The sequence below is a fragment of the Inquilinus sp. NPDC058860 genome (genome assembly GCF_042743185.1).
Classification (GTDB): domain Bacteria; phylum Pseudomonadota; class Alphaproteobacteria; order DSM-16000; family Inquilinaceae; genus Inquilinus.
The window spans coordinates 1-26,235 of the sequence record NZ_JBHYMS010000038.1 but is presented as its reverse complement, the minus strand read 5'-3'; the positions used below and the strand labels follow the sequence as shown (position 1 = coordinate 26,235).

Annotated in this window: 24 protein-coding genes and 1 riboswitch; of the genes, 3 read left to right on the top strand and 21 right to left on the bottom strand. The window is 71.3% G+C overall.

Going from position 1 to position 26,235, the window contains the following annotated elements; genetic code table 11:
- Positions 1-35 precede the first annotated feature (35 nt).
- The 14 genes from cobO to ACFW16_RS23255 form a co-directional block, all read right to left on the bottom strand.
- Complete coding sequence (gene cobO, locus ACFW16_RS23320; RefSeq protein WP_380309496.1) at positions 36-662, bottom strand: cob(I)yrinic acid a,c-diamide adenosyltransferase; 627 nt, start codon at positions 660-662, stop codon at positions 36-38.
- The gene (gene cobN, locus ACFW16_RS23315) at positions 659-4,396 is read right to left on the bottom strand and encodes a cobaltochelatase subunit CobN (protein ID WP_380309494.1); all 3,738 of its coding nucleotides are present in this window, start codon (positions 4,394-4,396) and stop codon (positions 659-661) included. Before cobN ends, cobO begins: the two co-directional genes overlap by 4 nt.
- Positions 4,396-5,424 carry a cobalamin biosynthesis protein CobW gene (cobW, locus tag ACFW16_RS23310; RefSeq protein WP_380309492.1) on the bottom strand — a complete coding sequence of 343 codons (1,029 nt, stop codon included), beginning with the start codon at positions 5,422-5,424 and terminating at the stop codon, positions 4,396-4,398. Before cobW ends, cobN begins: the two co-directional genes overlap by 1 nt.
- A gap of 9 nt (positions 5,425-5,433) precedes the next feature.
- On the bottom strand, positions 5,434-5,958 hold the full coding sequence (cobU, locus tag ACFW16_RS23305) for a bifunctional adenosylcobinamide kinase/adenosylcobinamide-phosphate guanylyltransferase (protein ID WP_380309490.1): 525 nt from the start codon (positions 5,956-5,958) through the stop codon (positions 5,434-5,436).
- Positions 5,959-6,075: 117 nt separating this feature from the next.
- A riboswitch (cobalamin riboswitch) is annotated at positions 6,076-6,288 on the bottom strand.
- A gap of 41 nt (positions 6,289-6,329) precedes the next feature.
- Entirely contained in the window at positions 6,330-7,511 is a 1,182-nt protein-coding gene (locus ACFW16_RS23300; RefSeq protein WP_380309488.1) for an acyl-CoA desaturase, read from the bottom strand.
- Positions 7,512-7,587: 76 nt separating this feature from the next.
- A complete protein-coding gene (locus ACFW16_RS23295) occupies positions 7,588-8,643 on the bottom strand; it encodes an ABC transporter permease (protein WP_380309486.1) in 1,056 nt (351 codons plus the stop codon).
- A complete protein-coding gene (locus ACFW16_RS23290; RefSeq protein WP_380309484.1) occupies positions 8,640-10,136 on the bottom strand; it encodes a sugar ABC transporter ATP-binding protein in 1,497 nt (498 codons plus the stop codon). The genes ACFW16_RS23295 and ACFW16_RS23290 overlap by 4 nt, the downstream gene beginning before the upstream one ends.
- 212 nt (positions 10,137-10,348) lie before the next feature.
- Complete coding sequence (locus tag ACFW16_RS23285) at positions 10,349-11,374, bottom strand: sugar ABC transporter substrate-binding protein (RefSeq protein ID WP_380309482.1); 1,026 nt, start codon at positions 11,372-11,374, stop codon at positions 10,349-10,351.
- A 107-nt stretch (positions 11,375-11,481) separates the two neighbouring features.
- Entirely contained in the window at positions 11,482-11,787 is a 306-nt protein-coding gene (locus ACFW16_RS23280) for a hypothetical protein (protein ID WP_380309480.1), read from the bottom strand.
- Positions 11,788-11,818: 31 nt separating this feature from the next.
- Positions 11,819-12,520, bottom strand: coding sequence for an ABC transporter ATP-binding protein (locus ACFW16_RS23275; RefSeq protein ID WP_380309587.1), 702 nt, complete (start codon positions 12,518-12,520; stop codon positions 11,819-11,821).
- A 5-nt stretch (positions 12,521-12,525) separates the two neighbouring features.
- Complete coding sequence (locus ACFW16_RS23270) at positions 12,526-13,278, bottom strand: ABC transporter ATP-binding protein (protein WP_380309478.1); 753 nt, start codon at positions 13,276-13,278, stop codon at positions 12,526-12,528.
- A complete protein-coding gene (locus tag ACFW16_RS23265; RefSeq protein ID WP_380309476.1) occupies positions 13,271-14,239 on the bottom strand; it encodes a branched-chain amino acid ABC transporter permease in 969 nt (322 codons plus the stop codon). Before ACFW16_RS23265 ends, ACFW16_RS23270 begins: the two co-directional genes overlap by 8 nt.
- 4 nt (positions 14,240-14,243) lie before the next feature.
- Positions 14,244-15,167: a branched-chain amino acid ABC transporter permease gene (locus tag ACFW16_RS23260; protein ID WP_380309474.1), complete on the bottom strand. Its 924-nt coding sequence runs from the start codon at positions 15,165-15,167 to the stop codon at positions 14,244-14,246.
- Between the two features lie 19 nt (positions 15,168-15,186).
- Complete coding sequence (locus ACFW16_RS23255; protein WP_380309472.1) at positions 15,187-16,359, bottom strand: ABC transporter substrate-binding protein; 1,173 nt, start codon at positions 16,357-16,359, stop codon at positions 15,187-15,189.
- A 176-nt stretch (positions 16,360-16,535) separates the two neighbouring features.
- Between ACFW16_RS23255 and ACFW16_RS23250 the strand changes: the two genes are divergently transcribed.
- Positions 16,536-17,054 carry a hypothetical protein gene (locus ACFW16_RS23250; RefSeq protein ID WP_380309470.1) on the top strand — a complete coding sequence of 173 codons (519 nt, stop codon included), beginning with the start codon at positions 16,536-16,538 and terminating at the stop codon, positions 17,052-17,054.
- On the opposite strand, the gene cobD is transcribed toward ACFW16_RS23250, so the two are convergent.
- The 3 genes from cobD to cobA are packed head-to-tail and all read right to left on the bottom strand — an operon-like array spanning position 17,051 to position 20,240.
- Positions 17,051-18,031: a threonine-phosphate decarboxylase CobD gene (cobD, locus tag ACFW16_RS23245; protein ID WP_380309468.1), complete on the bottom strand. Its 981-nt coding sequence runs from the start codon at positions 18,029-18,031 to the stop codon at positions 17,051-17,053. The genes ACFW16_RS23250 and cobD overlap by 4 nt on opposite strands.
- The gene (locus tag ACFW16_RS23240) at positions 18,028-19,395 is read right to left on the bottom strand and encodes a cobyrinate a,c-diamide synthase (protein WP_380309466.1); all 1,368 of its coding nucleotides are present in this window, start codon (positions 19,393-19,395) and stop codon (positions 18,028-18,030) included. The genes cobD and ACFW16_RS23240 overlap by 4 nt, the downstream gene beginning before the upstream one ends.
- Positions 19,396-19,397: 2 nt before the next feature.
- Positions 19,398-20,240: a uroporphyrinogen-III C-methyltransferase gene (gene cobA, locus ACFW16_RS23235; protein ID WP_380309464.1), complete on the bottom strand. Its 843-nt coding sequence runs from the start codon at positions 20,238-20,240 to the stop codon at positions 19,398-19,400.
- Positions 20,241-20,310: 70 nt separating this feature from the next.
- Between cobA and ACFW16_RS23230 the strand changes: the two genes are divergently transcribed.
- Together ACFW16_RS23230 and ACFW16_RS23225 are read left to right on the top strand one after the other, a co-directional pair.
- Positions 20,311-21,411, top strand: coding sequence for a cobalt-precorrin-5B (C(1))-methyltransferase (locus tag ACFW16_RS23230; RefSeq protein WP_380309462.1), 1,101 nt, complete (start codon positions 20,311-20,313; stop codon positions 21,409-21,411).
- On the top strand, positions 21,401-22,156 hold the full coding sequence (locus ACFW16_RS23225; protein WP_380309460.1) for a cobalt-precorrin-6A reductase: 756 nt from the start codon (positions 21,401-21,403) through the stop codon (positions 22,154-22,156). Before ACFW16_RS23230 ends, ACFW16_RS23225 begins: the two co-directional genes overlap by 11 nt.
- Here ACFW16_RS23225 and ACFW16_RS23220 read toward each other — a convergent pair.
- The 4 genes from ACFW16_RS23220 to cobI are packed head-to-tail and all read right to left on the bottom strand — an operon-like array spanning position 22,140 to position 26,024.
- Positions 22,140-22,718, bottom strand: coding sequence for a HupE/UreJ family protein (locus ACFW16_RS23220; RefSeq protein ID WP_380309458.1), 579 nt, complete (start codon positions 22,716-22,718; stop codon positions 22,140-22,142). The two genes, ACFW16_RS23225 and ACFW16_RS23220, sit on opposite strands and share 17 nt — an antisense overlap.
- A 29-nt stretch (positions 22,719-22,747) precedes the next feature.
- Positions 22,748-23,527: a precorrin-4 C(11)-methyltransferase gene (cobM, locus tag ACFW16_RS23215; protein ID WP_380309456.1), complete on the bottom strand. Its 780-nt coding sequence runs from the start codon at positions 23,525-23,527 to the stop codon at positions 22,748-22,750.
- Entirely contained in the window at positions 23,524-25,323 is a 1,800-nt protein-coding gene (gene cobJ, locus ACFW16_RS23210; protein ID WP_380309454.1) for a precorrin-3B C(17)-methyltransferase, read from the bottom strand. The genes cobM and cobJ overlap by 4 nt, the downstream gene beginning before the upstream one ends.
- Positions 25,320-26,024: a precorrin-2 C(20)-methyltransferase gene (cobI, locus tag ACFW16_RS23205; RefSeq protein ID WP_380309452.1), complete on the bottom strand. Its 705-nt coding sequence runs from the start codon at positions 26,022-26,024 to the stop codon at positions 25,320-25,322. Before cobI ends, cobJ begins: the two co-directional genes overlap by 4 nt.
- Positions 26,025-26,235: the final 211 nt, after the last annotated feature.

The window sequence follows — 26,235 nt, the reverse complement described above, 5'->3', positions numbered from 1 at the left end:
CGTTCCGCGAACCCAACCTACGCATGCGGAGGACATCAGAACTCGATCCCGGCCTGCGCCTTCACGCCGTCGCGGAACGGGTGCTTGATCATGGTCATCTCGGTGACCAGATCGGCGATCTCGATCAGCTCGTCCTTGGCGTTGCGGCCGGTGACGATGACATGGGTGTCGGCCGGCTTCTCGTCGCGCAGGAAGGCCACCACCTCGTCGACCGGCAGGTAGTCGTAGCGCAGCACGATGTTCAGCTCGTCCAGCAGCACCAGGCGGTAGGACGGATCGCGGATCATCGCCTTGGCGGCCTCCCAGGCGGCGCGGGCGGCGGCGATGTCGCGCTCGCGGTCCTGCGTCTCCCAGGTGAAGCCCTCACCCATCGCGGCGATGGTCACGAGGTCCGGGAACCGCTCCAGCACATGGCGCTCGCCGGTGTCCCAACTGCCCTTGACGAACTGCACCACGCCGGTGCGGAAGCCGTGGCCGATGGACCGCAGCACCATGCCGAAGGCGGCGGTCGACTTGCCCTTGCCCTTGCCGGTGTGGACGATCAGCAGGCCCTTCTCGATGGTCTTGCCGGCCAGCATCCGGTCGCGCACCGCCTTCTTCTTCGCCATCTTCTCGGCGTGGCGGGCGTTGATCTCGTCCTCGGTCATGCCGTCGGTGTTCATCGGCCGGGCTCCTTCGTCAGCGCATCGAGCTCATGGTAGACGGCATTGGCGCGCGGCTGCCACAGGCCACGATCCAGCGCCTCCTGCAGCCGCTCCGCGATCTCGCGCGCCGCCGCGGGGTTGGCCTGCTCCAGGAAGGCCCGCACCTCGGGGTCGCCGAGCATCGCATCGTAGACCAGGTCGAACTGGTGGTCGGCCACGGCGTCGGTGGTGGCGGCGAAGGCGAAGAGATAGTCGACCGTGGCCGCCATCTCGAAGGCGCCCTTGTAGCCGTGGCGCATCACGCCGCGGATCCATTTCGGGTTGACCACCCGGGCCCGGACCACGCGGGCGATCTCCTCGCGCAACGTCCGGATCACCGGCCGCTCGGGCCGCGAATGGTCGTTGTGCCAGACCGCCGGCCGGGCGCCGGAGAGGTGGTGGATCGCCGCCGCCAGCCCGCCCTCGAACTGGTAGTAGTCGTCGGAATCGAGCAGGTCGTGCTCGCGGTTGTCCTGGTTGTGGACAACGGCTTCGACCTTTTGAAGCCGGCGGGCGAACAGGTCGTGCGCCGCGGCGCCCTCGGCGCCGTCGCCATAGGCCCAGCCGCCCCATTCCAGATAGGCGCGGCCGAGATCGGCCTCGTCGCGCCACAGCTTCTCGTCGATCAGCGCCTGCAGACCCGCCCCGTAGGCGCCCGGCTTGGAGCCGAAGACCCGGAAACCGGCGCGGCGGCGGGCCTCGACCTCGGGCATCCCGCCCTCGACCAGCGCCGCCGTCTCGGCCCGGACGCGGGCGGCCAGCGGGTTCGCCTCCTCCGGCTCGTCCAGCGCCGCGACGGCACGGACGGCGCTGTCGAACAGGTCGATCTGGCTGGGGAAGGCGTCGCGGAAGAAGCCGGAGACGCGCAGGGTCACGTCGACCCGCGGCCGGCCCAGCACCCCTTCCGGCATGATCTCGAAGCCGGTGACGCGGCGCGACGCGGGATCCCAGCGCGGCTGCACGCCCAGCAGCGCCAGCGCCTGGGCGATGTCGTCGCCGCCGGTGCGCATGTTGCTGGTGCCCCAGGCGCTGAGCGCCATGGTGCGCGGCCAGCCGCCATGCTCCTGCCGGTGCCGCTCGACCAGCAGCGACGCGGATTTCCAGCCGAGATGCCAGGCCGCCGGGGTCGGCACCGTGCGGCTGTCGACCGAGTAGAAGTTGCGGCCGGTCGGCAGCACGTCGAGCCGGCCACGGGTCGGCGCGCCGGAGGAGCCGGGCTGAACAAAACGCCCATCGAGGCCGCGCAGCAGACCGTCGATCTCGGCAGCGCCGGAGCGGTCGACGGAGGGGGCGACCGAAGTTTCGATCTCGGCGAGGACGGCGGCGGTGGCGGTCCAGCCGGGCTCCAGAGGCCGGTTGCCGGCGACAAGATCGCGCGCAATCTCCTCCAGCCGCTCGACCGTGTCGCCATGGGTCCGCCAGCCCGTCTCCGGCCCCAGCACCGCCGGCCGCGGCCCGGCCCAGGCGTCGCCGAAACGGCAGTCGAGCGGGTCGAAGCCGAGGCCGAGGTCATTCGCCAGCGCCCGGATCAGCGAGGCGTCGCCGGCCTGCCCCGCCCCGCGCGGCACCCGGGTCAGCGCCACCAGCAGGTCGGTGCGCTGGTCGCCCTGCGGCGAGCGGCCGAAGATGTGCAGCCCGTCCCGGATCTGCATCTCCTTCAGCTCGCAGAGATGGTTGTCGATCTGCGCCAGGGCGGAGTCGGAATCGGCATCCGCCGCCACGCCGCAATCGCGGTCCAGCCCGGTCGACCGGGCGAGATCGAGGATGCGGTCGCGCAGATGCTTGAGCCGGCGCGGGTCCATGCCGGCGGCCTCGTAATACTCGTCGACCAGCGCCTCGAGGTCCTTCAGCGGGCCGTAGCTCTCGGCCCGGGTCAGCGGCGGCGTCAGGTGGTCGATGATCACGGCGGCGGCGCGGCGCTTGGCCTGGGTGCCCTCGCCCGGGTCGTTGACGATGAAGGGGTAGAGATGCGGCACGGGGCCGAAGGCGGCCTCCGGGAAGCAATCCTGCGACAGCGCCAGCGCCTTGCCCGGCAGCCATTCCAGGTTGCCGTGCTTGCCCATATGGACGATCGCCTGGGCGCCGAAGCCCCGCCGCAGCCAGGCGTAGAAGGCCAAGTAGCCGTGCGGCGGCACCAGGTCGGGATCGTGATAGGTGGCTTGCGGGTCGATGTTGTAGCCGCGCGCCGGCTGCACGCCAATGACGACATGGCCGAAGCGGTGCACGGCCAGGCGGAAGGCGCCGCCCTCGACGAAGGGATCGGCTTCCGGCGCGCCCCAGCGGGTCGTCACCACGGTGCGAACGGCCTCGGGTAGGCTGTCGAAATAGGCGCGGTAATCGGCCAGCGGATAGGCCTCGCCACCGGCCCGGTCGGCACGGGACTCCAGCGCATTGGTCGGCCCGGCAGTCACCCGGGCCATCAGCGCCGCCGCATCCTCGGGCAGATCCTCGATGGCATAGCCGGCGGCGGCCAGGGCGCACAGCACCTCGACGGTTCCGGCCGGGGTGTCGAGGCCGACGCCGTTGCCGAGCCTTCCGTCGCGGTTCGGATAGTTGGCCAGCACCAGCGCGACCTTGCGCCCGGCCGGCGGCGTGCGGCGCAGCTCGGCCCAGGCGGCGGCGAGGTCGGCGGTGAAGCCGATCCGGTCCGGTACCGGGCGGTAGGACACCACGGTGCATTCGGTCACCTTGTCCCAGCGTGCTTCCGACTTGAAAGACACGGCGCGGGTCAGCACCCGGCCGTCGATCTCGGTCAGGGCGACGTTCATCGCCAGATCCTGGGCCGACAGGCCGCGCGTGCCGTCGCGCCAGGCCGCCTCGCCGCCGCCGGCGAACACCACCTGCAGCACCGGGCAGTCCGCCGCGTCGAACGGCGTCGGCTGGGCTGGCCCGCCGGGGCTGGACACGGCGAAGCTGGTGGCGTTCAGGATCACCGAAGGCGGGTGACGGGCGAAGGCATCGGTTATCAGCTCGGCCGAGACCGCATCCTTGAGGCTGGAGACGAAGACCGGCAGCGGGTTCAGCCCGCGCCGCCGCAGCGCCGCCGCCAGCGCGTCGACCGGCGCCAGGTTCCCGGCCTGCACCAGGGCGCGATAGAATACCAGGCCGATGACGGGGGCACCGTCCTGCCACCGCCCGGCGATCTCCGCAAACGACGGATGGCGCAGGTCCGGCCAGTACAGCCCCGCCCGCAGCAGCGGCCGGGGCTCGGCCCAGGGCAAATCGTGGCCGGCCAGGGTGGCGGCATAGGCCAGGAAGCTGCGGGCGTTCTCGATGCCGCCCTCGACCAGATAGCGCCACAGCCGTCCCCTCGCCTCCGCCGGCAGGGTCGAGAGGCTGTCGAGATCGGCGTCGGGCTTGTCGTCGCCCGGCAGCACGGCCAGCGCGATGCCCTCGCGCCGGCAGGCGGCGTGCACCTGCTCGATGCCGTAGCGCCAGTACCCTGCCCCGCCCAGCAGGCGCACGACCACCAGCTTCGCCCGGCCCACCACGTCGTCGACATAGGTGTCGACCGACAGGTTGTGGCCGAGCTGCAGCAGGTTGGCCAGGCGCAGCCGGGGAAAATCCTCGCCGAGACCGGCCCGCGCCGCCGACAGGCAGGCGAGTTCGGTGTCCGCCGCGGTCAGGACGACGATATCGCCCGGGCTCTGGCCCAGATCGACCGCCTCCGACCCGTCGGCGATGCTGCCCGGCCTGGCGGCGAGGAGATGCATCAAGCCGCCAGCGCGGCGGTGATGGCGGCGCGGTCCAAGCCGCGCTCGCCGATCACCACCAGGGTGGTGCCGCGCGGCTCCTCGGTCCGCCAGGCGCGGTCGTAATAGTGCTGGATACGGCCGCCCACTGCCTGCACCACCAGGCGCATCGGCTTGCCCGCGACCTCGGCGAAGCCCTTCAGCCGCAGGATGTCGTGCGCCTCGATCACCGGCTTCAGCTTGCGCGCCAGGGCGTCCGGGTCGGACACCACGCCGAGGTCGACATGGAAGCTCTCGAAATCGTCGTGGTCGTGCTCCTCCTCCGCATCGTGATGCGAGGGGCGCGCCGCCAGGTCGTCCTCGGCCGCGGCGCCGAGGCCCAGCAGCACCGCGGCGTCGATGGCGCCGTGCCGGGCCTTGACCACCTTCACACCCGGCCGCAGCTGGGACGCGAGGTCGGACGACACCGTCGCCAGTCCGGCCTCGTCCAGCAGATCGGTCTTGTTCAGGATCACCATGTCGGCGCAGGCGAGCTGGTCCTCGAACAGCTCCTCCAGCGGGCTGTCATGGTCCAGCGCCTCGTCAGCTGCGCGCTGGGCCGCCAGGGCCGCCTCGTCCGGAGCGAAGCGGCCTTCGGACATGGCGGCGCCGTCGATCACGGTGATGACGCCGTCGACCGTCACCCGGGTGCGGATCTCCGGCCAGCCGAAGGCCTTGACCAGGGGCTTGGGCAGGGCCAGGCCGCTGGTCTCGATCACGATATGCTCCGGCGGGTCGGCGCGGTTCAGCAGCTTCTCGATGGTCGGGATGAAGTCGTCGGCCACGGTGCAGCAGATGCAGCCATTGGCCAGCTCGACCACATCCTCCTCGCGGCAGGTCGCGTCGCCGCAGCTGCGCAGCAGGTCGCCGTCCACGCCGACATCGCCGAACTCGTTGATGATCAGCGCCAGCCGGCGGCCGTTCGCGGTCTGCAGCAGGTGGCGGATCAGCGTGGTCTTGCCGGCGCCGAGGAAGCCGGTGACGACGGTCGCGGGGATCTTGGCGGGCATGCGGGGTCCTCAGGCGGATTTCAGGGTCAGGGGAAGGCCGGCGGCGACGAAGACGACGGCGGGCACGACGGCGGCCACGGCCTGGTGCAGGCGCCCGGCATGGTCGCGGAAGGCGCGGGCCAGGGCGTTGTCGGGGACGATGCCGAGCCCGACCTCGTTCGACACCAGCACCACCGGGCCGGGCGGGGCCGCGAGCCAGCGCACCAGCCGGTCGGTCTCGGCGGCGATGTCGCGGTCGGCATGCATGAGATTGGACAGCCAAAGGGTCAGGCAGTCGACCAGCACGGCACGGCCCGGGCCCGCCACCTGGCCGAGGGTCGCGACCAGCTCCAGCGGCGCCTCGACCGTGCGCCAGCGCGAGCCGCGCTGCGTCTGGTGGCGGGAGATCCGCTCCACCATCTCGGCATCCCAGGCCTCGGCGGTGGCGAGATAGAGGCAGTCGCCGGGCTGGCTCTCGACCAGCGCCTCGGCATGGCGGCTCTTGCCCGACCGGGCGCCGCCCAGCACCAGCGTCGCCGCCGGCAGCTCAGACATCAGTCGGTCGATGCAACACGCCCTCGCCCCTCGCTCGGCCGGACAGGGCTTGGACGCCGGAGACGGCACCGAAGGCGCCGCGCATCCCGCGCCACCGGTTCACCCCGCCCGGCGGTTCGCACGCATCGCCTCGCCGGCAGGTCTCCTGGCTCGCGGGTCGTCGCCTGCCTCCGCCTTCCCGGCCATCGGCCAGTGGCTGTCGGAGGTGGGCTCGCCGCCTACAGTTGCGGGGGCAGCCGCGGATCAGGCCTGAAAGGACAAGACCATCCCGCGTTCCCTTTTCACCCCTCTGGCGTCCGCCTTCGGGGAACCGGTTGCGCGATGGCGGCACAGTAGGCGGCGTGGGACGGGCGGTCAATCGGCGCCGCGGCTCAGGCCGCGGCCAGGCGCTTGCTGAGGGCTTCCAGGATCAGGCGATGGGCGCGCTCGACGATGTCCTCCATCGACCGGGTCTTGGCGAACATCGCGGTCGCGCGCAGGCGGATCTCGTCCCGCGTCGGGAAGCCCGGGACATGCGCCTTGGCCAGCAGATCCACGGTCTTGTGCTGCGCGGTCGCCAGGGCGTCGCGGATGTCGGCCAGGGTCGGCGCATGGGCGTGGGCCCGCGCCTCGTGCAGCGCCGCCGCGATCCGCTCGACCGGGAAGGTCGCCGCCAGTTCGGCCGCCGCGCGCTCGATGATCTTGGTGCCGAGCCGCTGCTCGTTGCGCAGCACGGCCTCGGGCGGGGTTTTCAGGTTCCAGACCACGCCGCACCAGGACAGGGCCTTGAGGATGTAGAAGGTCGGGTCGACCTCCCACCACCGGAAGCCCTGGCGCACGCTGCTCTGATAGGCGTGGTGGTTGTTGTGCCAGCCCTCGCCCATGGTCATCAGGGCGAGCAGCCAGTTGTTGCGGGAATCGTCGCCGGTGACGTAGCGCTTGCGGCCATGCACATGGGCCAGCGAGTTGATGCAGAAGGTGCCGTGATAGACCAGCACCGTGCTCCAGACGAAGCCGACCACCAGCCCGGGCCAGCCGCCGATCAGGAAGGTGATCGCGGCCAGGATGACGGCCGGCGTCAGCTCGTATTTGTGCAGCAGCATCAGCTCGGGGTAGCGCGTGAAATCGGCGATCTTGCTCAGATCCGTCGTGCGGTGGCGGGTCGAGAAGATCCAGCCGAGATGGGCGTAGACGAAGCCTCGGTGCCGGGGGGAGTGCACGTCATGCTCGGTGTCGGAATGCAGGTGGTGGTGCCGGTGCTTGGCGGCCCACCACAGCGTGCTCTTCTGCGCCGTGCTCTGCGACAGGAAGGCCAGGATGAACTGGAAGACCCGGCCTGTGGAATAGGCGCGATGGGCGAAGTAGCGGTGGTAGCCGGCCCCGATCGCGAAGATGCGCAGGAAATACAGGACCACGCAGATCACGACGGACTGCCAGGTGACGCCGGTCCAGATCGCCGCGAAGCTGGCGAGATGGAGCAGGACGAACGGGCCCGCCTCCGGATACAGGATGTCCTCGTGGTCGTCCGTAGGCGCGGCCGGGCCGGTCTGCGAGGTGGCCATGGGCTCCGTCATCTATGCTCGTCTCTGGTGCATCGACCTCGACGAAAGGGCGCCGGGCGTCCCCTAGATAGGGATCGGCGCGACGCCGTCAAGCGGGCGTAGCGCCGCGCACCGTCCGCAGGCGCTGAGCGTAGACGTTGATCACCAGGGCCGCCAGCAGGATCAGGCCGCGGATCAGGATCTTCAGGAAGCTGTCGATGTCGACATGGTCCAGGCCGTTGTTCAGCACGCCCAGGATCAAGACGCCGATGATGGTGTTGCCGATGCCGCCGCGGCCGCCGAACAGGCTGGTGCCGCCGACCACCACCGCGGCGATGGCATCGAGCAGGAAGGTGTCGAACTCGTTCTGCTGGGCGCTGCCGAAATAGGCCACGCCGAGCATGCCGGCGAGGCCGGAGCAGACCGCCGAGATCACCAGCACCGCGCCGATGATGACCCGGACGTTGACGCCGGAGAACTCCGCCGCCTCGCGGTTGCCGCCGACCATGTAGACGTAGCGGCCGAAGCGCGTATAGGTCAGCACCAGATGCGCGACCAGCAGCGTGATCCCGGCCACGATCACGATCCAGGGGATGCCGCCGATCGACCCCGACCCGAGGGTGACGAGGATCGGCGGCACGGCATAGGCGATCTGGCCGCGCACCAGCATGGCGCAGATGCCGGCGCCGATCTGCATCATCGCCAGCGTCATGATGAAGGACGGGATGCCGATCCGGGTCACCCCGAAGGCGTTGATCAGGCCCAGCGCCACGCAGCTGGCCAGCGCCACCAGGATCGCGGCCCAGCCCGGCAGCGGCACGTTGGCGATGTTCACATAGGATTCCTGCAGCGTGAAGAAGGCGACGACGATGCCGGCGGCATTGGCGATGGCGGCCACCGACAGGTCGATCTCGGCGCACAGGATGACGAAGGTCAGGCCGACGGCGATGATCGCGGTGACCGAGACCTGGTTCAGGATGTTGCTGAAATTGTCGACCGTCAGGAAGGACGGGCTGGCGACGCCGAAGAACACCAGCAGGGCGATCAGCGTGATGAAGGGCGCGATGTTGCGCAGCTGGCTGCCCAGCATCGCGCCGATCCGGGCGCCGGGGCCGGGGGTGGTCTGTGTGGTCTGCGCGCCCATCAGGTTTCCGTTCCTCGTCACGCCGCCTCGAGCAGGCGGTCCTTGCTGACCGTGCCGTCCGCGAATTCACGGGCGATCTCGCCTTTGCGCATCACCAGGATGCGGTCGGCCAGCGCCAGCACCGTCTCCGGCTCGGCCGAGACCACCACGACGCCGATGCCCTGGTCGCGCAGGCCGCGAACGATGCCGACCACATCCTCCTTGGCGCCGACATCCATGCCGCGGGTCGGCTCGCTCAGGATCAGCACCCGCGGCGGGTAGGTCAGCCACTTGGCCAGCGCCACCTTCTGCTGGTTGCCGCCCGACAGCGCGCCGATCTCGGCATCGACATGCGGGGTGCGGATGCGCAGCGCCTCGACATGCTTGCGGGCGATGCCGCGCTCGGATTCAGGCTTCAGCAGCCAGCGCGAGATCCGGTCGAGGATGCTGATCGAGACGTTCTTGTAGATCGGCTCGTGGTGGAACAGCATCGCCCGCCGGCTTTCCGGCACGAAGGCGATGCCGGCCCGCCGTGCCTTGGCGGTGCTGGACAGCCGTGCGGGGCGCCCGGCGACCGAGATCCGGCCGCTGTCGGACGGCAGCTTGCCGAACAGGGTCCGCGCCAGCTCGAGCTGGCCGCAGCCCATGAAGCCGTAGATGCCCAGCACCTCGCCGGCCCGCACCTCGAGCGAGATGTCGCGGTAGCGGCCGGCCAGCGACAGCCCGTCGACCGACAGCACCACCGGGTGGCCGGGCTTCGGGTCGAGCCGGAACTCGCCGGTGTAGCTTTCCTCCAGCTCGTCGTGGCCGGTGCCGATCATGCGGTCGATCAGCATCATCTTGTCGGTCCCGGCGGCCGGGGCGGTCGTGACGCGCTGGCCGTTGCGGAACACCGTCACGGTGTCGGAGATCCGCAGGATGTCGTCGAGGAAATGCGAGATGAAGACGAAGCTGCGCCCCTCGTCGCGCAGCCGGCGCAGTACGCCGAACAGCCGCTCGATCTCCGGCGGCGACAGGGCGGAGGTCGGCTCGTCCAGGATGATGATGCGGGCGCCGGAGAACAGCACCCGGGCGATCTCGATCAGCTGCTGCAGCCCGATCGGCAGCGCGCCGGCCGGGGTGCGCGGGTCGAGATCGATGCCGAGGCGGCGCAGCTGTTCCCCCGCCGCGCGGCGCATGCCGGCCCAGTCGACGACGCCGAGCCGGGTCAGCGGCTGGGAGCCGAGGAACACGTTCTCGGCGACGCTGAGGTCCGGCACGATGCTCAGCTCCTGATGCACCATGCCGACGCCGGCGGCCAGGGCGTCGCGGGCCGAGCGGAAGCGCGCGTCGCGGCCGTCGATCCGCATCCGGCCCTCATAGTCCGAATGCACGCCGGCGATGATCTTCATCAGGGTCGACTTGCCGGCGCCGTTCTCGCCGACCAGGCCGTGGATCTCGCCGGCCTGGAGCGCGAAGTCGACATCCCGAAGGGCCCGGACGCCGCCGAACGCCTTCGAGATTCCGCTGAGCTCGAGCACAGGGGTCTGGGTCATCGTGCGGGTCTGCATGTTGCTGTTCGGCCATGCTCGCCGGGCAAACGAGCCACTCCCCCACTGTCATTGCCGGGCTTGACCCGGCAATCCAGAGAGCGTCGACAGTCTCTGGATGCCCGGGTCAAGCCCGGGCATGACAGCTTGGGACTGAGAGTTCGGCTCGGGAGCCGACTGCCTGCTTGCATTTGCTCGCTCGACCGGACAGGCCGCGATCAGATCAGGAAGTGATCCTGCATCCACTGCATCCCGGCCGCGTTCGCCTTGGTCACGACCGGGCCGTCGGTGACCACGGATTTCGGGATGCCGCCCGGCCCCGTCTTCTCGCCGCCGACGACCGCCGCGACGCCGGCGATCACCGCGCCGCCATGGATGCGGCAGGACGGGTTGCGCACGGTGGCGTACATGCGCCCGTCCGCCACCGCCTGGATCGCCGGCGGCATGGCGTCGACGCCGCCGATCAGGATGTCGGTCCGGTTGCGGGCCTTCATCACGTTGTAGGCGGCCAGCGCCATGTCGTCGTTGTGGAAGAAGGCGGCGCTGATCTTCGGATACTTGGTCAGGTGCGTCTCCCACAGCCGGGCCGTCTTCGACACGTCCCAGTCGGCCGGGTCGGTGTTCAGCACCTCGACCTTCGGGAACTGCTTGACCACCGATTCGAAGCCGCGCGCCCGCCCCTGCGCCCCGGTGTGGCCGAGCGCGCCCTGGGTCATGATGATGGTGCCCTCGCCGTTGATGGCGTTGCACAGCGCCTGGGTCACCGACGCGCCCATGAACTCGTTGTCCGGGGCCAGGAAGGAGTGAACGTTGATCTGGTCCAAGGGCGCGATCAGCGTGTCCATGTCGATCACCGGGGTGCCGGCGTCGATCATCTTCTGCACCGGCTGGGTCAGGGTGCCGATGCCGAAGGCCTGGATCGCCACGAAGTCCCATTTCTGGGAGGCCATGTTGTCGATCGCGGTGCGCTGCTTCGGCGCTGCCAGCTCGCCGTCGAACCAGGTGATCTCGACGTTGAACAGCTTGCCCCAGTATTCCGCCGCCTGCTTGCCCTGGGCGCACCAGGTGGCCTGCAGCCCGGCGTTGGAGAAGGCCGCCTTCAGCGGCTTCTCGGACCGGCCGACGGCTTCCGCCGCCTCGGCCGCCATCTTGAAATCCAGCCCGCCGAGCGCGGCTGCCGCACCCGCCGTCGCCGCCGCGGCCATGATGAAATCACGCCTGCTGCGATGCTCATGATCGCCCATGGACGTCCTCCCCGATATCGTGCTGTCGAAACAACAGTCACCCGGGGCTTCTTGCGAGCCCCGATGAAACTCTGGCAGCGCTCGGGAAGCGGCGCAACGGCTATTTGTCAGACAGTTTGCCCGCGCGGCCTGCTCTGCCCGACCCGGGCGGCCAGGACCGAGAAGGACGGCGCCGGCTCCTCCGCCGCGGCCTTGTTGGCCATGCGCAGATAGCGCAGCGGGAAGCAGATCGCCTCGACATTGGCGGCGCTGACCTCGGCCGGGCGCCGGACATCGGCAACCAGGCCGGCCTCCGCCTTGGCCAGCGCCCGGTCGATCTCGTCCTGGTCCAGCAGCCCCTTGTCGCGAAGTGCCGTCATCAGCGCCGTCAAGGCGGCATAGACGCCTTCGAGCTGGAGATTGGCGGTGTTCATCTGGCACTCCCGGCTGGACGACGATATCCGATCATAGCGCGAGATAGCGGTCCCGTATGCCCTCGGCTGCGGCGAGCTCGGCGCTGGTGCCGCTCCACGCCACCCGCCCCTTCTCGATCACCGCGTGGCGCTGGGCCAGGCGCAGCAGGGCGTCGAGGGTCTTGTCGACGATCAGAATCGACTGGCCCTCGCGCTTCAGCCGGTCGAGGCAGTCCCAGATCTCGGCCCGGATCAGCGGCGCCAGGCCTTCGGTCGCCTCATCCAGCACCAGCAGCTTGGGGTTGGTCATCAGCGCCCGGCCGATCGCCAGCATCTGCTGCTCGCCGCCGGAGAGCTGGCTGCCGCGGTGGCGCCGCCGCTCCGCCAGCCGCGGGAACACGGCGTAGACGCGGTCGAGGGTCCAGGGCGCGGCCCGGCGGAAGCGATCGGCGGCGGTGGCGACCAGGTTCTCCTCGACCGTCAGGGTCGGGAAGATCTGCCGGCCCTCCGGCACCAGCCCGATGCCGGCCTGGGCGATGCGGTAGGGCGGCAGGCCGGTGATGTCGGCGCCGTCGAAGCGGATGCGGCCGGCACCCGGGCGGAGCAGGCCCAGCAGGCTGCGGATGATCGTGGTCTTGCCCATGCCGTTGCGGCCGAGGAGGGTCGCGATCTCCCCCGCCGCCACGGTCAGGGAGACGCCGAACAGCACCTGGGCGCCGCCATAGCCGGCCTCAAGCCCCTCGATCTCCAGCAGCGCGGTCACGCCGCCTCCTCGCCGAGATAGGCGGCGCGGACCTCCGGGCTGGCGCGGATCTCGGCCGGCGTGCCGGTGGCGATGACGCGGCCGTAGACCAGCACCGAGATGCGGTCGGCCAGGGCGAAGACCGCGCTCATGTCGTGCTCGACCAGGATCATCGGCAGCGTGCCGGCCAGGCCGCTCAGCAGCTCGACCAGCCGGACCGTCTCCTCGCGCCCGGTGCCGGCCATCGGCTCGTCCAGCACCAGCAGCTTCGGCTCCAGCGCCAGGGCCATGGCGAGCTCGAGCTGGCGCTTCTCGCCGTGGCTCAGGGCGGAGGCCGGTATCTCGGCCCGGGCGGCGAGGCCGGTGCGCTGCAGCAGCGCCCGGGCGGCCGCGTCGATCTCCCGCTCGCGGCCGACCGGGCGGAGGAAGCGGAAGCTGGAGCCGCGGCGGCGCTGCACCGCCGTCGCCACGTTCTGCAGCGTGGTGAAGCCCGGCAGCAGCCGGGCGATCTGGAAGGTGCGGGCCAGGCCGCGCTGGGCCCGGCGATGCGTCGGCAGGCGGGTGATGTCCTCACCGAGGAAGCGGATGGTGCCGGCATCGGGCACCAGGCGGCCGCAGATCTGCTGGATCAGCGTGGTCTTGCCGGCGCCGTTCGGGCCGATCAGGGCGTGGATCTCGCCAGGCCGGACATCGAAGCCGACGCCGTCGGTGACGGTCAGGGCTCCGAAGCGCTTGCTCAGATTCTCGACGGCGAGCACCGGATCAGTCATGCCGCACCTTGCCCAGCAGGCCGCCCAGCCCGCCGCGCAGGAACAGCACCACCAGGATCAAGAGCGGCCCGAAGATCAGCCGCCAATGCTCGGTGACGCCGGACAGCAGCTCCTCGGCCAGCAGGAAGGCGGCGGCGCCGACGATGGCGCCGTGCAGGCTGCCGATGCCGCCCAGCACCACCATCACGATCAGCTCGCCCGAGCGCTGCCAGGACATGTAGGCCGGGCTGACGAACTCCGCCTGGATCGCCAGCAGCGCCCCGGCCAGGCCGGCGATGGCGCCGGCGATCACGGTGGCGGCCAGGCGGTAGGCGAAGGGGTCGTAGCCGAGGGCGCGCATCCGCTCCTCATCCTCGCGGCAGCCGCGCAGCACCCGGCCGAAGCGCGACCGGGTGACCGCGTGGCACAGCGCCCAGGCCGCAACCAGCAGGAGCAGAACGATGTAGTAAAAGGCTGACCGGTCGTTCAGCCAATCAAAGCCGGCGACCAGCGGCCGGGACCACAGCGTCAGCCCGTCATCGCCGCCATAGGCCGACAGGCTGGTCATGGTGAAATAGGCCATCTGGCCGAAGGCCAGGGTGATCATGATGTAGTGCACGCCGCGGGTCTTCAGCGACACCGCGCCGGTCAGGAGGGCGAAGAGCGCGGCGGCCAGCATCGCCGCCGGCAGCAGCACCAGCCCCTCCTCCAGCCCCGCATCCATCAGGACGCCGACGGCATAGGCGCCGAGGCCGATGAAGGCGGCGTGGCCGAAGGAGACCAGCCCGCCATAGCCGAGGATCAGGTCGAGGCTGACCGCGGCGATGGCGAAGATCATGATCCGGCCGGCCACGGTCAGCGGGTAGCTGCCGCCGAGCAGCGGCGCCATGACCGGCACCAACGCCAGCATGGCGAAGATCAGCAGCGCCGGCCAGACCGAGCGCAGCGCCGACGGGGATGTGCCGATTTCCGCTGTGCTCATCGCGTCACTGGCCATGGGCGGGGAACAGCCCGGCCGGGCGCCAGAACAGGATCGCGGCCATCAAGAGGTAGATCAGCATCGAGGCCAGCGCCGGCCCGACCTGGTTGGCCGCGGCGGGCGCCAGAACCAGGCGGAACAGGTCGGTGGCGAAGGACCGGCCCAGCGTGTCGACAAGGCCGACCAGCAGCGAGGCCATGAAGGCGCCCTTGATCGAGCCGATGCCGCCGATGACGATGACGACGAAGGCCAGGATCAGGAAGTTGTCGCCCATGTTCGGCTCGACCGCGAAGATCGGCCCGGCCAGGGCGCCGGCGAAGCCCGCCAGCATGGTGCCGACGCCGAACACGATCATGAACAGGCGGCGGATGTTGACGCCCAGGGCCGAGACCATGTCGGCGTTGCTGGCCCCGGCCCGGACCCGCATGCCGACCCGGGTGCGGGCGATCAGCAGCCAGAGCAGCAGGGCGACGCCGAGCCCGGCCGCCAGCACGACGAGGCGGTAGATCGGGTACAAAAGCCCCGGCATCAGCGCGATCGACCCCGACAGCACCTCCGGCATCGGGATGCTCAGCGGCGACGAGCCCCAGACCGCCCGCACCGCCTCGTTGAAGAACAGGATCAGCCCGAAGGTGGCCAGCACCTGGTCGAGATGGCTGCGGCCGTAGAGGTGCCGGAACACCAGGATTTCGAGCACCAGGCCCAGCAGCAGCGCCGCCGCCAGCGCCAGCAGCAGGGCCAGCAGGAAGTGCCCGGTCAGCCCGTAGAAGGCGACGGCGAAATAGGCGCCCAGCATGTATTGCACGCCATGCGCCAGGTTGATGAAGTCCATCACCCCGAAGACCAGCGTCAGCCCGGCCGCGATCAGGAACAGCAACACGCCGAGCTGCAGCCCGTTCAGGGCCTGGACGACCAGGAGGGTGGTGCTCACCGGCCGGCCGCCATTCCGCTCAATCCATCGAGCACTGGTCGGCGTAGGCGTCGCCGTACCGCGGGAACACGGTCTCGACCCGGCTGGTGACGATCTTGCCGTCGTCGCGTTTCACCACCTCGGTCAGGTAGAAGTCCTGCACCGGGAAGTTGTTCTTGTTCCAGGCGAAATCGCCGCGGACGCTGGTCCACTTCGCATCGCGGATGGCGGTCTTCAGCGTCTCGGCGTCGGTCTTGCCGCCGGCCTGGCGGATGGCGGCGTCGATCAGCCTGGCGGCGTCGTAGCCGTTGGCGGCGTAGAGCGCCGGCTCGTAGCCGTATTCCTTTTCGAAGGCGGCGACGAAGGCCTTGTTGGCGGGGTTGTCGAGATTCGGCGCCCATTGCGCCCCGGCGAACAGGCCGAGCGCCGCGTCCTTGGTGGCCGGCAGCGTGGTCTCGTCGACGGTGAAGGCGGACAGGAACGGGATGCGGTCGGCCAGGCCGGCCTGGCGATACTGCCGCACCAGGTTGACGCCGGAGCCGCCGGGCATGAACACGAACACCGCCTGCGGCCCGGCCGCCGCGATCTTCGCCAGCTCGGCCGAGAAATCCTGCTGGTTGACCTGGGTGTAGATCTCCTCGACCACCTCGCCCTTGTAGTGGCGCTTGAACCCGGCCAGCGCGTCCTTGCCGGCCTGGTAGTTCGGGGCGATCAGGGCGACCTTGGACCACCCTTTGTCCTGGGCGTATTTGCCCATGACCTCGTGGTTCTGGTCGTTCTGGTAGGAGACCGAGAAGAAATACGGGCTGCAGCCCTTGCCGGCCAAGGGCGACGGCCCGGCATTCGGGCTGATCAGGATCTTTTCGGCGCCGGTCACCGGCTTGGCGATCGCCATCATGACGTTGGAGAAGACGACGCCGACGACGATGTCGACCTGGTCGCTCTCCAGGAGCTTGCGGACCTTGTTGACGGCGATGTCGGGCTTCAGCTCGTCATCCTCGACCACCACCTCGGTCGGCAGCCCGCCGAGCTTGCCGCCCAGCTCCTTGACCCCGAGCTGGAAGCCGTCGCGCATGTGCTGGCCCAGCGCCGCCGGCGGGCCGGAGAGCGTGGCCATGAAGCCGATCTTGAGCTTGCCCTCCTCGGCCTGCGCCGCGAACGACACCGCCGTCAACAGCGCGGCCGCCAGCAGGGCCGGAACGCGTCTCGCCATGATGCTCTCCCCCGTTTCTTGTCGGGCGCCGGCGGTGGCCGCCGGTCGCGCCGCCAGTCTTTCACGCGCCTCCGTCGGGCGGAAGCGATTGCATCCATCTAATCATAGATGCTTTAAGTTTAAAACAGATTCAGGTTGAGGTTGCGGCTGTCGCGGCCAGGACTATGGTCGGGCCGATGCCGAAATCCAAGACACACCGCCTCCCCTCCGCGATGCTGCTGGTCGGCGGCATGTTCACCGCGGCCGTGGTGCTGCTGACGCTGCTCGCCCGGCACTTGTACTGGACCGAGCGGCGCCCTTCGACCGGGCTGATCATGGTGGTCGCCTTCGACTGGGCGGTGGCGGCGATGGTGGTGTCGATGATCCTGGTCTCGCTCACCTCGGGCCGCGGCCGCCGCACGGCCAAGGCCCGGAGAGGCCGGGTAACGGTCGAGCTGCAGGAGAGCGAACCACGCCGGACGACGCGGCTGACCGGCCCGGGCGCCGAGATGGCCGCTTCCGCCGACATCAAGGTCGGCAGCCGCCTTCCCGCCCTGTTCCTCTACGCGGCCTCGGCCGGGCTGGCCGCCTTCGTCATCTGGTTCCATCTGGACGGCCAGTCGACCTGGATCGGCACCGGCTTCTCCCTGGTCCTGGCCTTCTATGTCGGCAACTGGGCCCGCAACGCCTGGCCGCGGCCCGAGACGGGATCCTAGCCGAGCGCGGCGGCGAGCCGGGCGAAGCCATCGCCCGGCAGGCCGAAGCGCAGCAGCGCCGGCCGGTCCGGGAAGGGCCGGACCAGGATGCCGGCACGGCCGAGACGGTCCCAGACCCTTGCCGCCTCGGGGTGCTCCACCAGCCGGAACAGGCCGGTGCCGCCCCGATCGGAGAAGCCATGGTCGGTGAGCAGGTTGGTAAGCCGCGCGGCATCCGCCGAGAGGCGCGCCCGCGTCTCGTCCTGCCAGCCCCGGTCCGACAGGGCCGCGATGCCGACCTCGATCGCAGGGCCCGGCACCGCCCAAGGACCGAGCCACCGCGCCAGCCGGTCGATCTCCGCCGTCGTCCCCAGGGCTAAGCCAAGGCGGATTCCGGCGAGGCCGAAGAATTTACCGAACGATCGGAGAATCAGCAGCCCGGGGCGACCGGCCGCGACCGCGACGCTGGCGGCCGGCGCCACCTCGGCGAAAGCCTCGTCGACCACCAGCAGGCCGCCCCGCGCCGCCAGGTCGTCGGCCAGGGCCAGCAGGTGCTTTGATCCGATGATTCGGCCATCCGGATTATTCGGGTTGACCAGCACCACGACCTCGGCCGCCGCGGCCTCCTCAAGCGAGCCGACGGTTGCCGCCGACGCGCCCTCCGCGGACCAGCAGGCGGCGTGCTCGCCATAGGTGGGCCCGAGGATCGCCACCCGGGCGCCCGGCCGCAGCCGGGGCAGCAGCTGGATCAGGATCTGGGTGCCCGGCGCGGCGACGATCGGCGCGTCCGCCGGGGCGCCGTAGCAGGTTTGAGCGGCTTCCAGCAGCTTGCGCAGCCGGTCATGCTGCGGCAGCCGGTGCCAGGCGGCAGGATCGATCGGCGGGATCGGATAGGGCGCCGGGTTGATGCCGGTGGAGAGGTCGAGCCAGCCCTCGGCGGGACGGCCCCAGCGGGCCTCGGCCGCGGCCAGATCGCCGCCATGCGGAACCATGCTCATGCCCGGTCGATCAGGTGGAAGAAGGAGCCGAAGACGGAGCCGGCGCGCCGGCCGAGGCGGCCGAGCGGTGCGCCCTCCGCGTCCCAGGCCTCGAACAGCGCCTCGCCCGGCCCTTCGGACAGGATCGAGGCGTAGTGGAACTCATGACCGCGCCAGGCCGCGCCGGCGTCGCCGAGCGGCGTCGCGGCGGCCAGGGCGGCACGGCGATAGCCCAGATGCAGCCTGCGCTCGGCGAAGGAGGTCTCGACCGGCAGCAGCCCGGCCATGGCGTGGCGGGTCCCCTCGGCATCGGTGAGGCCGGTGCCGAGGACCATGTAGCCGCCGCATTCGCCGTAGATCGGCCGGCCCTGCCCGGCCGCCGCGCGCAGCCCGTCGAGGAAGCGGCGGTTGCCCGCCAGGCGGCCGGCCTGGAGCTCGGGATAGCCGCCCGGCAGGTAGATCGCGTCGGCGGAGGGGTCCGGCGCCGCGTCGGCCAGCGGCGAGAACGGCAGGATCTCCGCCCCCGCCGCGCGCCAAGCGGCGAGGAGGTGCGGATAGGCGAAGGCGAAGGCCGTGTCCTGGGCGATGGCGATTCGCTGGCCGAGGGATGGGATATTCGTAGGTTGGGTTCGCGTCGGCGAACCCAACATGTCTCCGCCGGAGCCGCCCAGTTGTTGGGTTCGCGACTCGCGAACCCAACCTACTCGGAGCAAACTCTCCACATCCACCCCCGCCCCGACCGCCTCGCCGGCTGCCGCGAGGAAAGCCTCCAGCGCCGCGTGCTCGCCGGCCTGGACCAGGCCGAGATGGCGGGAGGGCAGCGCCAGAGCCGGCAGCCGCGGGACCAGGCCGAGCACCGGCAGGCCGGCATGGGCGGCGGCGCGGCGCAGGATCGCCTCATGCCGGGGGCTGCCGACCCGGTTGAAGATCACGCCGGCGATCCGGACGTCGTCGCGGAAGCTCTTGAAGCCGGCCAGCACCGCGGCGGCGGAAAAGCCCTGGCCGCCGGCATCCAGCACCAGCACCACCGGCCAGCCGAAGCGGGCGGCGAGGTCGGCCGCCGAGCCGTCCCCGACCGAGCCGGGCCCGGGCGCCCCGTCGAACAGCCCCATCGCCGCCTCGACGATCAGCAGATCGGCGTCCTCGGTCTGTCGCGCCGCCAGCGAATCGAGCGTCTCCGGCCGCATCGCCCAGCCGTCGAGGTTGACGCAGGGCCGGCCGCGGGCCGCGGCATGGAAGGCGGGGTCGATATAGTCCGGCCCGGACTTGGCCGTGGCCACGGCGACGCCATGGTCGCGCAGGTGCCGCAGCAGGCCGAGCGTCACCACCGTCTTGCCGCTGCCGGAGGCGGGCGCCGCGATCATCAGGCCAGGGCAAGCCCTCATGGTCAGGGGGCCGCCTCGCCCTTCGAGCGGGTGCCGAGCGGGTCCGGGGTCAGGGCCCGGCCGTCGATCGCGCCGAGCCAGTCGAGGGCCGCGCGCAGCCGCACCACCTCGCCCACCACCACCACGGCCGGGGCCTCCATGCCCTGGGCCGCGACATCCTCCGCCGCCCTGGCCAGTGTGGTCTCCAGCACCCGCTGCTGCGGCGTCGTCGCCCGGCTGATCACCGCCACCGGCTCGGCGGGCGACCGCCCGCCTTCGATCAGATGGGCCGCGATCCGGGCGATATGCTTGATCGCCATATAGACCACGATCACCGGCGAGCCGCGGGCGATCGCGTCCCAGGCGACCCCGGCGGTGACGTCGCCGGTGGCGTCGTGGCCGGTCAGGAAGGTGACGGCGTGGTTGGTGTCGCGATGCGTCACCGGGATGCCGGCATAGGCCGGGCCGCCGACGCCCGCGGTGATGCCGGGGACGATCCGGAACGGGATGCCGGCCTCGACCAGGGCCAGCCCCTCCTCCCCGCCCCGGCCGAAGACGAAGGGGTCGCCGCCCTTCAGGCGCAGGACGCGTTTGCCGGCCCGGGCCAGCTGGATCAGCTTCGCCGTGATGTCGGGCTGCTTCGGGGAGGGCTTGCCGCCGCGCTTGCCGGCGAATTCCAGCGCGGCGCCCGGCGCCGCCAGGCCGATGATGGCGTCGGACACCAGCGCGTCATAGACCACGACATCGGCCGAGCGCAGCGCGTGCAGCGCGTGCAGGGTCAAGAGGCCGGGATCGCCGGGGCCGGCGCCGACCAGCCAGACCCAGCCGGGCTCGAAGGCCGGAAAGGACAGAGGAAGATCAATCATCAGCGGAACCTTAAAAGCCATGCGGCAAGGCCGCTAGGCAGGTTGCGACGCATCCTGTATCGAAACCCGTATGGCCCGTAAACCAGCCGAAACACCCGAGGGGGGACCGCTGCGGCGCGGCTGGACCACCGGCGCCTGCGCCACCGCCGCGACCGCCGCCGCCTATACCGCGCTGCTGACCGGCCGCTTCCCGGACCCAGTGGCGATCACCCTGCCGCGCGGCGAGACCCCGTCCTTCGCCCTGGCGCTGGAGGGCCGCGGCGCCGGCTGGGTCCGTGCTGGCATCATCAAGGACGCCGGCGACGACCCGGACGTGACCCATGGCGCGCTGGTGATCTCCGAGGTGCGGCGCGGCGTGGCCGGGTCGGGCGTGCGGTTCCAGGCGGGCCCAGGGGTCGGCACCGTCACCCTGCCCGGCCTGCCCATCCCGCCCGGCGAGCCCGCGATCAACCCGGTGCCGCGGCGGATGATGACCGAGGTTGTCTCCGCCATAGCCGCCGAGCACGGCGATCCGGGCGATGTGGTGATCGAGATCTCGATCCCGGACGGCGAGAGGCTGGCGCGGAAGACCTGGAATCCGCGGCTCGGCATTCTGGGCGGCCTGTCGGTGCTGGGCACCACCGGCGTGGTCGTGCCGTTCTCCTGCTCCGCCTGGATCCATTCGATCCATCGCGGCATCGACGTCGCCCGGGCGCTGGGCCTGACCCATGTCGCCGGCTGCACCGGGTCGACCTCCGAGGCCGCGGTGGCGGCGCGCTACGGCCTGCCGGACACGGCGCTGCTCGACATGGGCGATTTCGCCGGCGGGCTGCTGAAATACCTCAAGGCGCATCCGATCCCGCGCCTGACCATCGGCGGCGGCTTCGCCAAGCTGACCAAGCTGGCGCAGGGCTTCCTCGACCTGCATTCCGGCCGCAGCGAGGTCGACTTCGACTGGCTGGGCGACCGGCTGGCGGAGGCCGGCGCCCCGGCCGCGATGGTCGAGCAGACGCGGCGCGCCAACACGGCCAAGCAGGTGCTGGACCTGGCCTCGGGCATCGCGCTGGCAGACCTGGTGGCGCGACGGGCCCAGGCCACCGCGCAGTCGGTGGTCGAGGGCCGCGGCGTCGCCGTCGAGATCCTGGTGTTCGACCGCCAGGGCGGGCTGGTGGGGGCCGCCGATGGCTGGTAGGCGGGTGCTGATCCTCGGCGGCACGACCGAAGCGGCGGCACTGGCCCGCGCATTGGCACAGGCTGGCGAGTGGGAGGTCACCACCTCGCTGGCCGGCCGCACCCGGGCGCCGGCGGCGCTGCCGGGCGCGGTGCGGATCGGCGGCTTCGGCGGCGCCGACGGGCTGGCGACGTATCTGCGGGCCGAGCGGATCGACCGGGTGATCGACGCCACCCACCCCTTCGCCGCAACCATGTCGGCCAATGCCGCGGCCGCCTGCGACAGGCTGGGCGTGCCGATGCTGCGGATCGAGCGGCCGGCCTGGACGCCGGCGCCGGGCGACCGCTGGATCGACGTGGCCGATGCCACCGAAGCGGCCGACTGGCTGACCGGAGCGCTGCCGGCCGGCTCGGCCGTGCTGCTGACCCTGGGCCGGCAGGAGGTGGCGCCGTTCAAGCGCTGCCCCGCCCTGCGCTTCGTGCTGCGCTCGATCGAGCCGCCGGCAGCGGAGGACCTGTCGCCGGACTGCCTGCTGCTGAGCGAGCGCGGCCCGTTCACGTTGGACGGCGAGCGCGCCCTGATCGCCCGGCACGGCATCCGCGGCATCGTCGCCAAGAATGCCGGCGGCGACGCCACGGCGGCGAAGCTGGCGGCGGCGCGCGAGGCGGCGATCCCGGTGGTCATGATCCGGCGTCCGGCGCTCCCCGCGACGCCGGCGGTGCCGGACATCGCCGGGGCGCTGGACTGGCTCAGCCGGCCGCGATGACCACGCCGGCCACGGCAATGGCGGCGCCCAGGGCGCGCTCCACCGGGGCGAAGCGCAGTCGGTTCAGGCCCAGCGCCGCGCCGATGCCGATGCCGTGCAGGATCGCGGTCGCCGCGATGAAGCCGAGTCCATAGGTCAGGGCCGAGGAATCCGGGTGCATCTCGGCGCCATGGGCATAACCGTGGAACACGGCGAAGACCCCGGTCACCGCCATGCCGATCCAGGCCACCGGCCGCACCGCCAGGGCGATCAGCGCGCCGAAGACGATGATCGACCCGGCGATGCCGAGCTCGACCATCGGCAGGCCCAGGCCCTGGATGCCGGCGATGCCGCCGACCGCCATCAGGGTCAGGAAGGCCAGCGGCGCTTGCCAGATATAGCGGCCGCCGACCTGGCCGGCCCAGATGCCGACCGCGACCATGGCGAGGATGTGGTCGAGGCCCGAGAACGGGTGCTCGAAGCCGGCCGAGAAGCCGGTCACGTCATGTCCCGGATGGGCATAGGCCGCCACCGGCAGCAGCGTCGCCAGGGCGGTCAGGGCAAGGGTCTTGGCGAGTTTCATCGAGGGTCTCCAGGGTCAGAACGTCAAGGTCAAGCAGAAGCAACTTTCGTGCCGCGCTTCGGGCGCAGCACATGGACATGCGCCGGGTCGTAGAGGGCGCTGTCGGTGAATTCGGTGTCGCCCAGCACGCGGCCGACCAGGATCAGCGCGGTGCGGGTGATCTTCGCCGCGCGTATCTTGGCGCCGATATCGGCCAGGGTGCCGCGGATGATCTGCTGGTCCGGCCAGGTGGCGCGGTAGACCACCACCACCGGGCAATTGGCGCCGTAGTTCGGCTCCAGCGCCCGGCGCACCGCCGGGATGTTGCGGATCGAGAGGTGGATCGCCAGCGTCGCGCCGGACCGGCCCAGCGTCTCCAGTTCCTCGCCCGGCGGCATCGCCGAGGCCTTCATCGTGGTCCGGGTCAGGATCACGGTCTGGCTGACGTCCGGCAGGGTCAGCTCGGTGCCCAAGGCGGCGGCGGCGGCTGCGAAAGCCGGCACGCCGGGGGTGATGGTGTAGGGGATGCCCAGCGCCTTCAGCCGCCGGATCTGCTCGGCGATCGCGCCGTACAGCGACGGGTCGCCGGAATGCACCCGGGCGACGTCCTGGCCCTTGGTATGGGCGGCCTCGATCTCGGCGATGATCTGGTCGAGATGCAGCGGCGCGGTGTCGATCACCCGGGCCTTCGCTGGCGCATGCGCCACCACCGCTTCGGGCACCAGCGAGCCGGCATAGAGGCAGACCGGGCAGCGGGCGATCAGGTCGCGCCCCCGCAGGGTCAGCAGGTCCGGGTCGCCGGGCCCGGCGCCGATGAAATGCACGGTCATGCCCGTTGCGCCTCCGGCTTGTCGCCATAGCCGCGCGGCGTGTAGACGCGCGGGGTGCCGTCGCCGAGCACCAGCGCCCGGCTTTCCGAGGAGCCGACCAGCACCAGGGTCAGCATGTCGACCATCTCGACCGTCAGCTCGCCGAGCGTGGTGACGGTCAAGGTCTCGCCGTCGCGGCCGAGATTGCGGCCCAGCACCACCGGGGTCGCCGCCGGGCGGTGCGCCAGCAGGATCTCGCGGGCCCGCGCCAGCTGGAAGCGGCGGCGCTGCGACACCGGGTTGTAGAAGGCGACGACGAAATCGCCCTGCGCCGCTGCCGCGATCCGCCGTTCGATCGCCGGCCAGGGCGTCATCAGGTCGGACAGCGAGATGGCGCAGAAATCGTGGCCCAGCGGCGCGCCGATCCGGGACGCGGCCGCCTGCATCGCCGAGATGCCGGGCACGGTCGTGACCTCGACCCGGCGCCAGTCCGGCCGGCCGCCGCGCTCGATCAGCTCCCACAGCAGGCTGCCCATGGCGTAGATGCCGGCGTCGCCGGAGCAGATCAGGGCGACGTCCCGCCCCTCCGCCGCCAGGTCCAGCGCGGCGCGCACCCGCAGTTCCTCCTCGCCGAGCTTGTAGTCGTGCCGCGCCTTGTCGGCGGCGGCCGGGCCGAGCAGGTCGATGTACAGGCTGTAGCCGACCAGGTCGGTGGCCCGGGCGATCAGCCGGTCGGCCTCCGGCGCCCGCCAGTCGGCGCGGCCCGGGCCCATGCCGATCAGCGCCAGCGTGCCGCGCTTGCGGCCGATCCGGTCGGGGTCGAGGATCGCCGGCGCTTCGGCCACGGCGCAGGTGGCGCGGCGGGACTTGCGCTTGGCGACGACGAGCCGGCCCTGCGGACCGGAAGCGGCCAGCGCCGCGGCCTCGGCCACGCCATGGCAGCCGATCTCTCGGAACACCAGCTCGGACGGGTTGGCCAGGCGCGGCGTCTCGGCCTCCAGCGTCGCCGGATCGAACACCCGCAGCGGCAGGCCGAGCGCCCGCGCCGCCGCCTGCAGCCCGGCCTCGTCGGCCTTGAGGTCGACCGAGACCAGGGCCGCCACGGCCTCCAGGGCCAGCCCGGCCCCGGCCAGCGTCTCACGAATCAGCGCCTCGATCTCCGCCGCCTCGGCGCCGCGCTCGCAGCCGACGCCGACCGCCAGCACCGCCGGGTGGAACACCAGCCGGTCGGGGTCCGCCGGCAGGGCCCGGGGGCTGGCGACGATGGCCTTCCGCGCGGCCGGGTCGAGCGGAAGGCCGGCCTCGGCCAGCCAGGGCAGGTCGCCGTCGAGGCGGACGGTCTCGCCGGCCAGAAGATCGGCGGCGAAACTCTTGTAATCGCTGGCGTCCGACAGGCGCCAGCCGGGTGGCGGATCGTCCAGCGCCACGCCGAAGCGCAGGTCGCCGGCGGTGGTAATGGCCGGGGCGATGCCGAGGATCTGCGCCACCTGCCGGGCCAGGTCGTTGGCGCCGTGATGGCCGCCGAGCAGCGGCACCACGGCGCTGCCATCCTCCGCCACCGCCAGCACCGGCGGCTCAGCGCGCTTGTCGGACAGCAGCGGCGCCAGGATGCGGATCAGGGCGCCGGCGGCGCAGAGGCCGATGATCGGCTCACCCGCCGCGAACAGGGTGCGAAGATGGTCGGCCAGCTTGCCGAAAGTGATGTCGGCGCCGGTGACGCGGCAGGACGGCGCGTGGATCGCCGCCCCCGGCAGCGCCGGCTTGAGCCGCTGGGCGGTGGTGAGCCCGCCCGGGGTCAGGGTGATCAGCGCCGTCATCGCCACGCCGCCCCGCGCCGATGCGCCAGGATCATCGAGAAATAGGGCACGGTCTCGGGGTCGACCTCGCTCAGCTTCAGCACGCGCTGATGGCCCAGCGTGGCCCGCTCGACATAACGCGCATTCTCATACAATCCAGTTTCTTCAAGCAATTGCGATATTTTCTTGAAGTGTCGGCTGAGCTTCATGACCGCCACGGCCTCGGCGGCCTGCAGCCTCGGCCGCAGCTCGTCCTCCGGCAGCGGAGCCGGCAGTACCGTCAGCACGTCGTTGCGGGCGGCCAGCGGCAGGCCTGTGGCGGCGGCACAGGCGGTCAGCGAGGAGACACCGGGCACCACCTCGACCCGGTGGCGCTCCGCCAGCCGGCCGAACAGGTACATGAAGGAGCCGTAGAAGAACGGGTCGCCCTCGCACAGCACCGCCACGTCGCGGCCGGAATCGAGATGGCCGCCGATCTCGACCGCCGCGGCGTCGTAGACCGCCTGGGCCGGGGCCGGGTCGACCCGCATCGGCACGCGGATGGGGATCTCCGTCTGGCCGCCCTGCAGATGCGGCGCTACGATCGTACGGGCGAAGCTGTCGCCGACATCCGGCGCCGGATAGGCCAGGACCGGGGCCGCCCGCAGCAGCCGCAGCGCCTTCAGCGTGACCAGCTCCGGATCGCCCGGCCCGACGCCGAGCCCGTAGAGGGTGCCGGTCATGCGGACCTCCGAAGCAGACCGGTCGAGCCGAACTTCCTTTTGCCTCTCCCGCTTGCGGGAGAGGTCGGAGACGCGAAGCGGCTCCGGGTGAGGGGAGTTCGTCGAGGCCTGGGCCAGCCCTTGTATCTGGAGTGCAGCCCTCGCTGAGGTAGAAGAGAGGGCAGGACAGGGGCCGGTGGCCACCGGCCCCTGTCCTTGGCGGTTGGCGCCC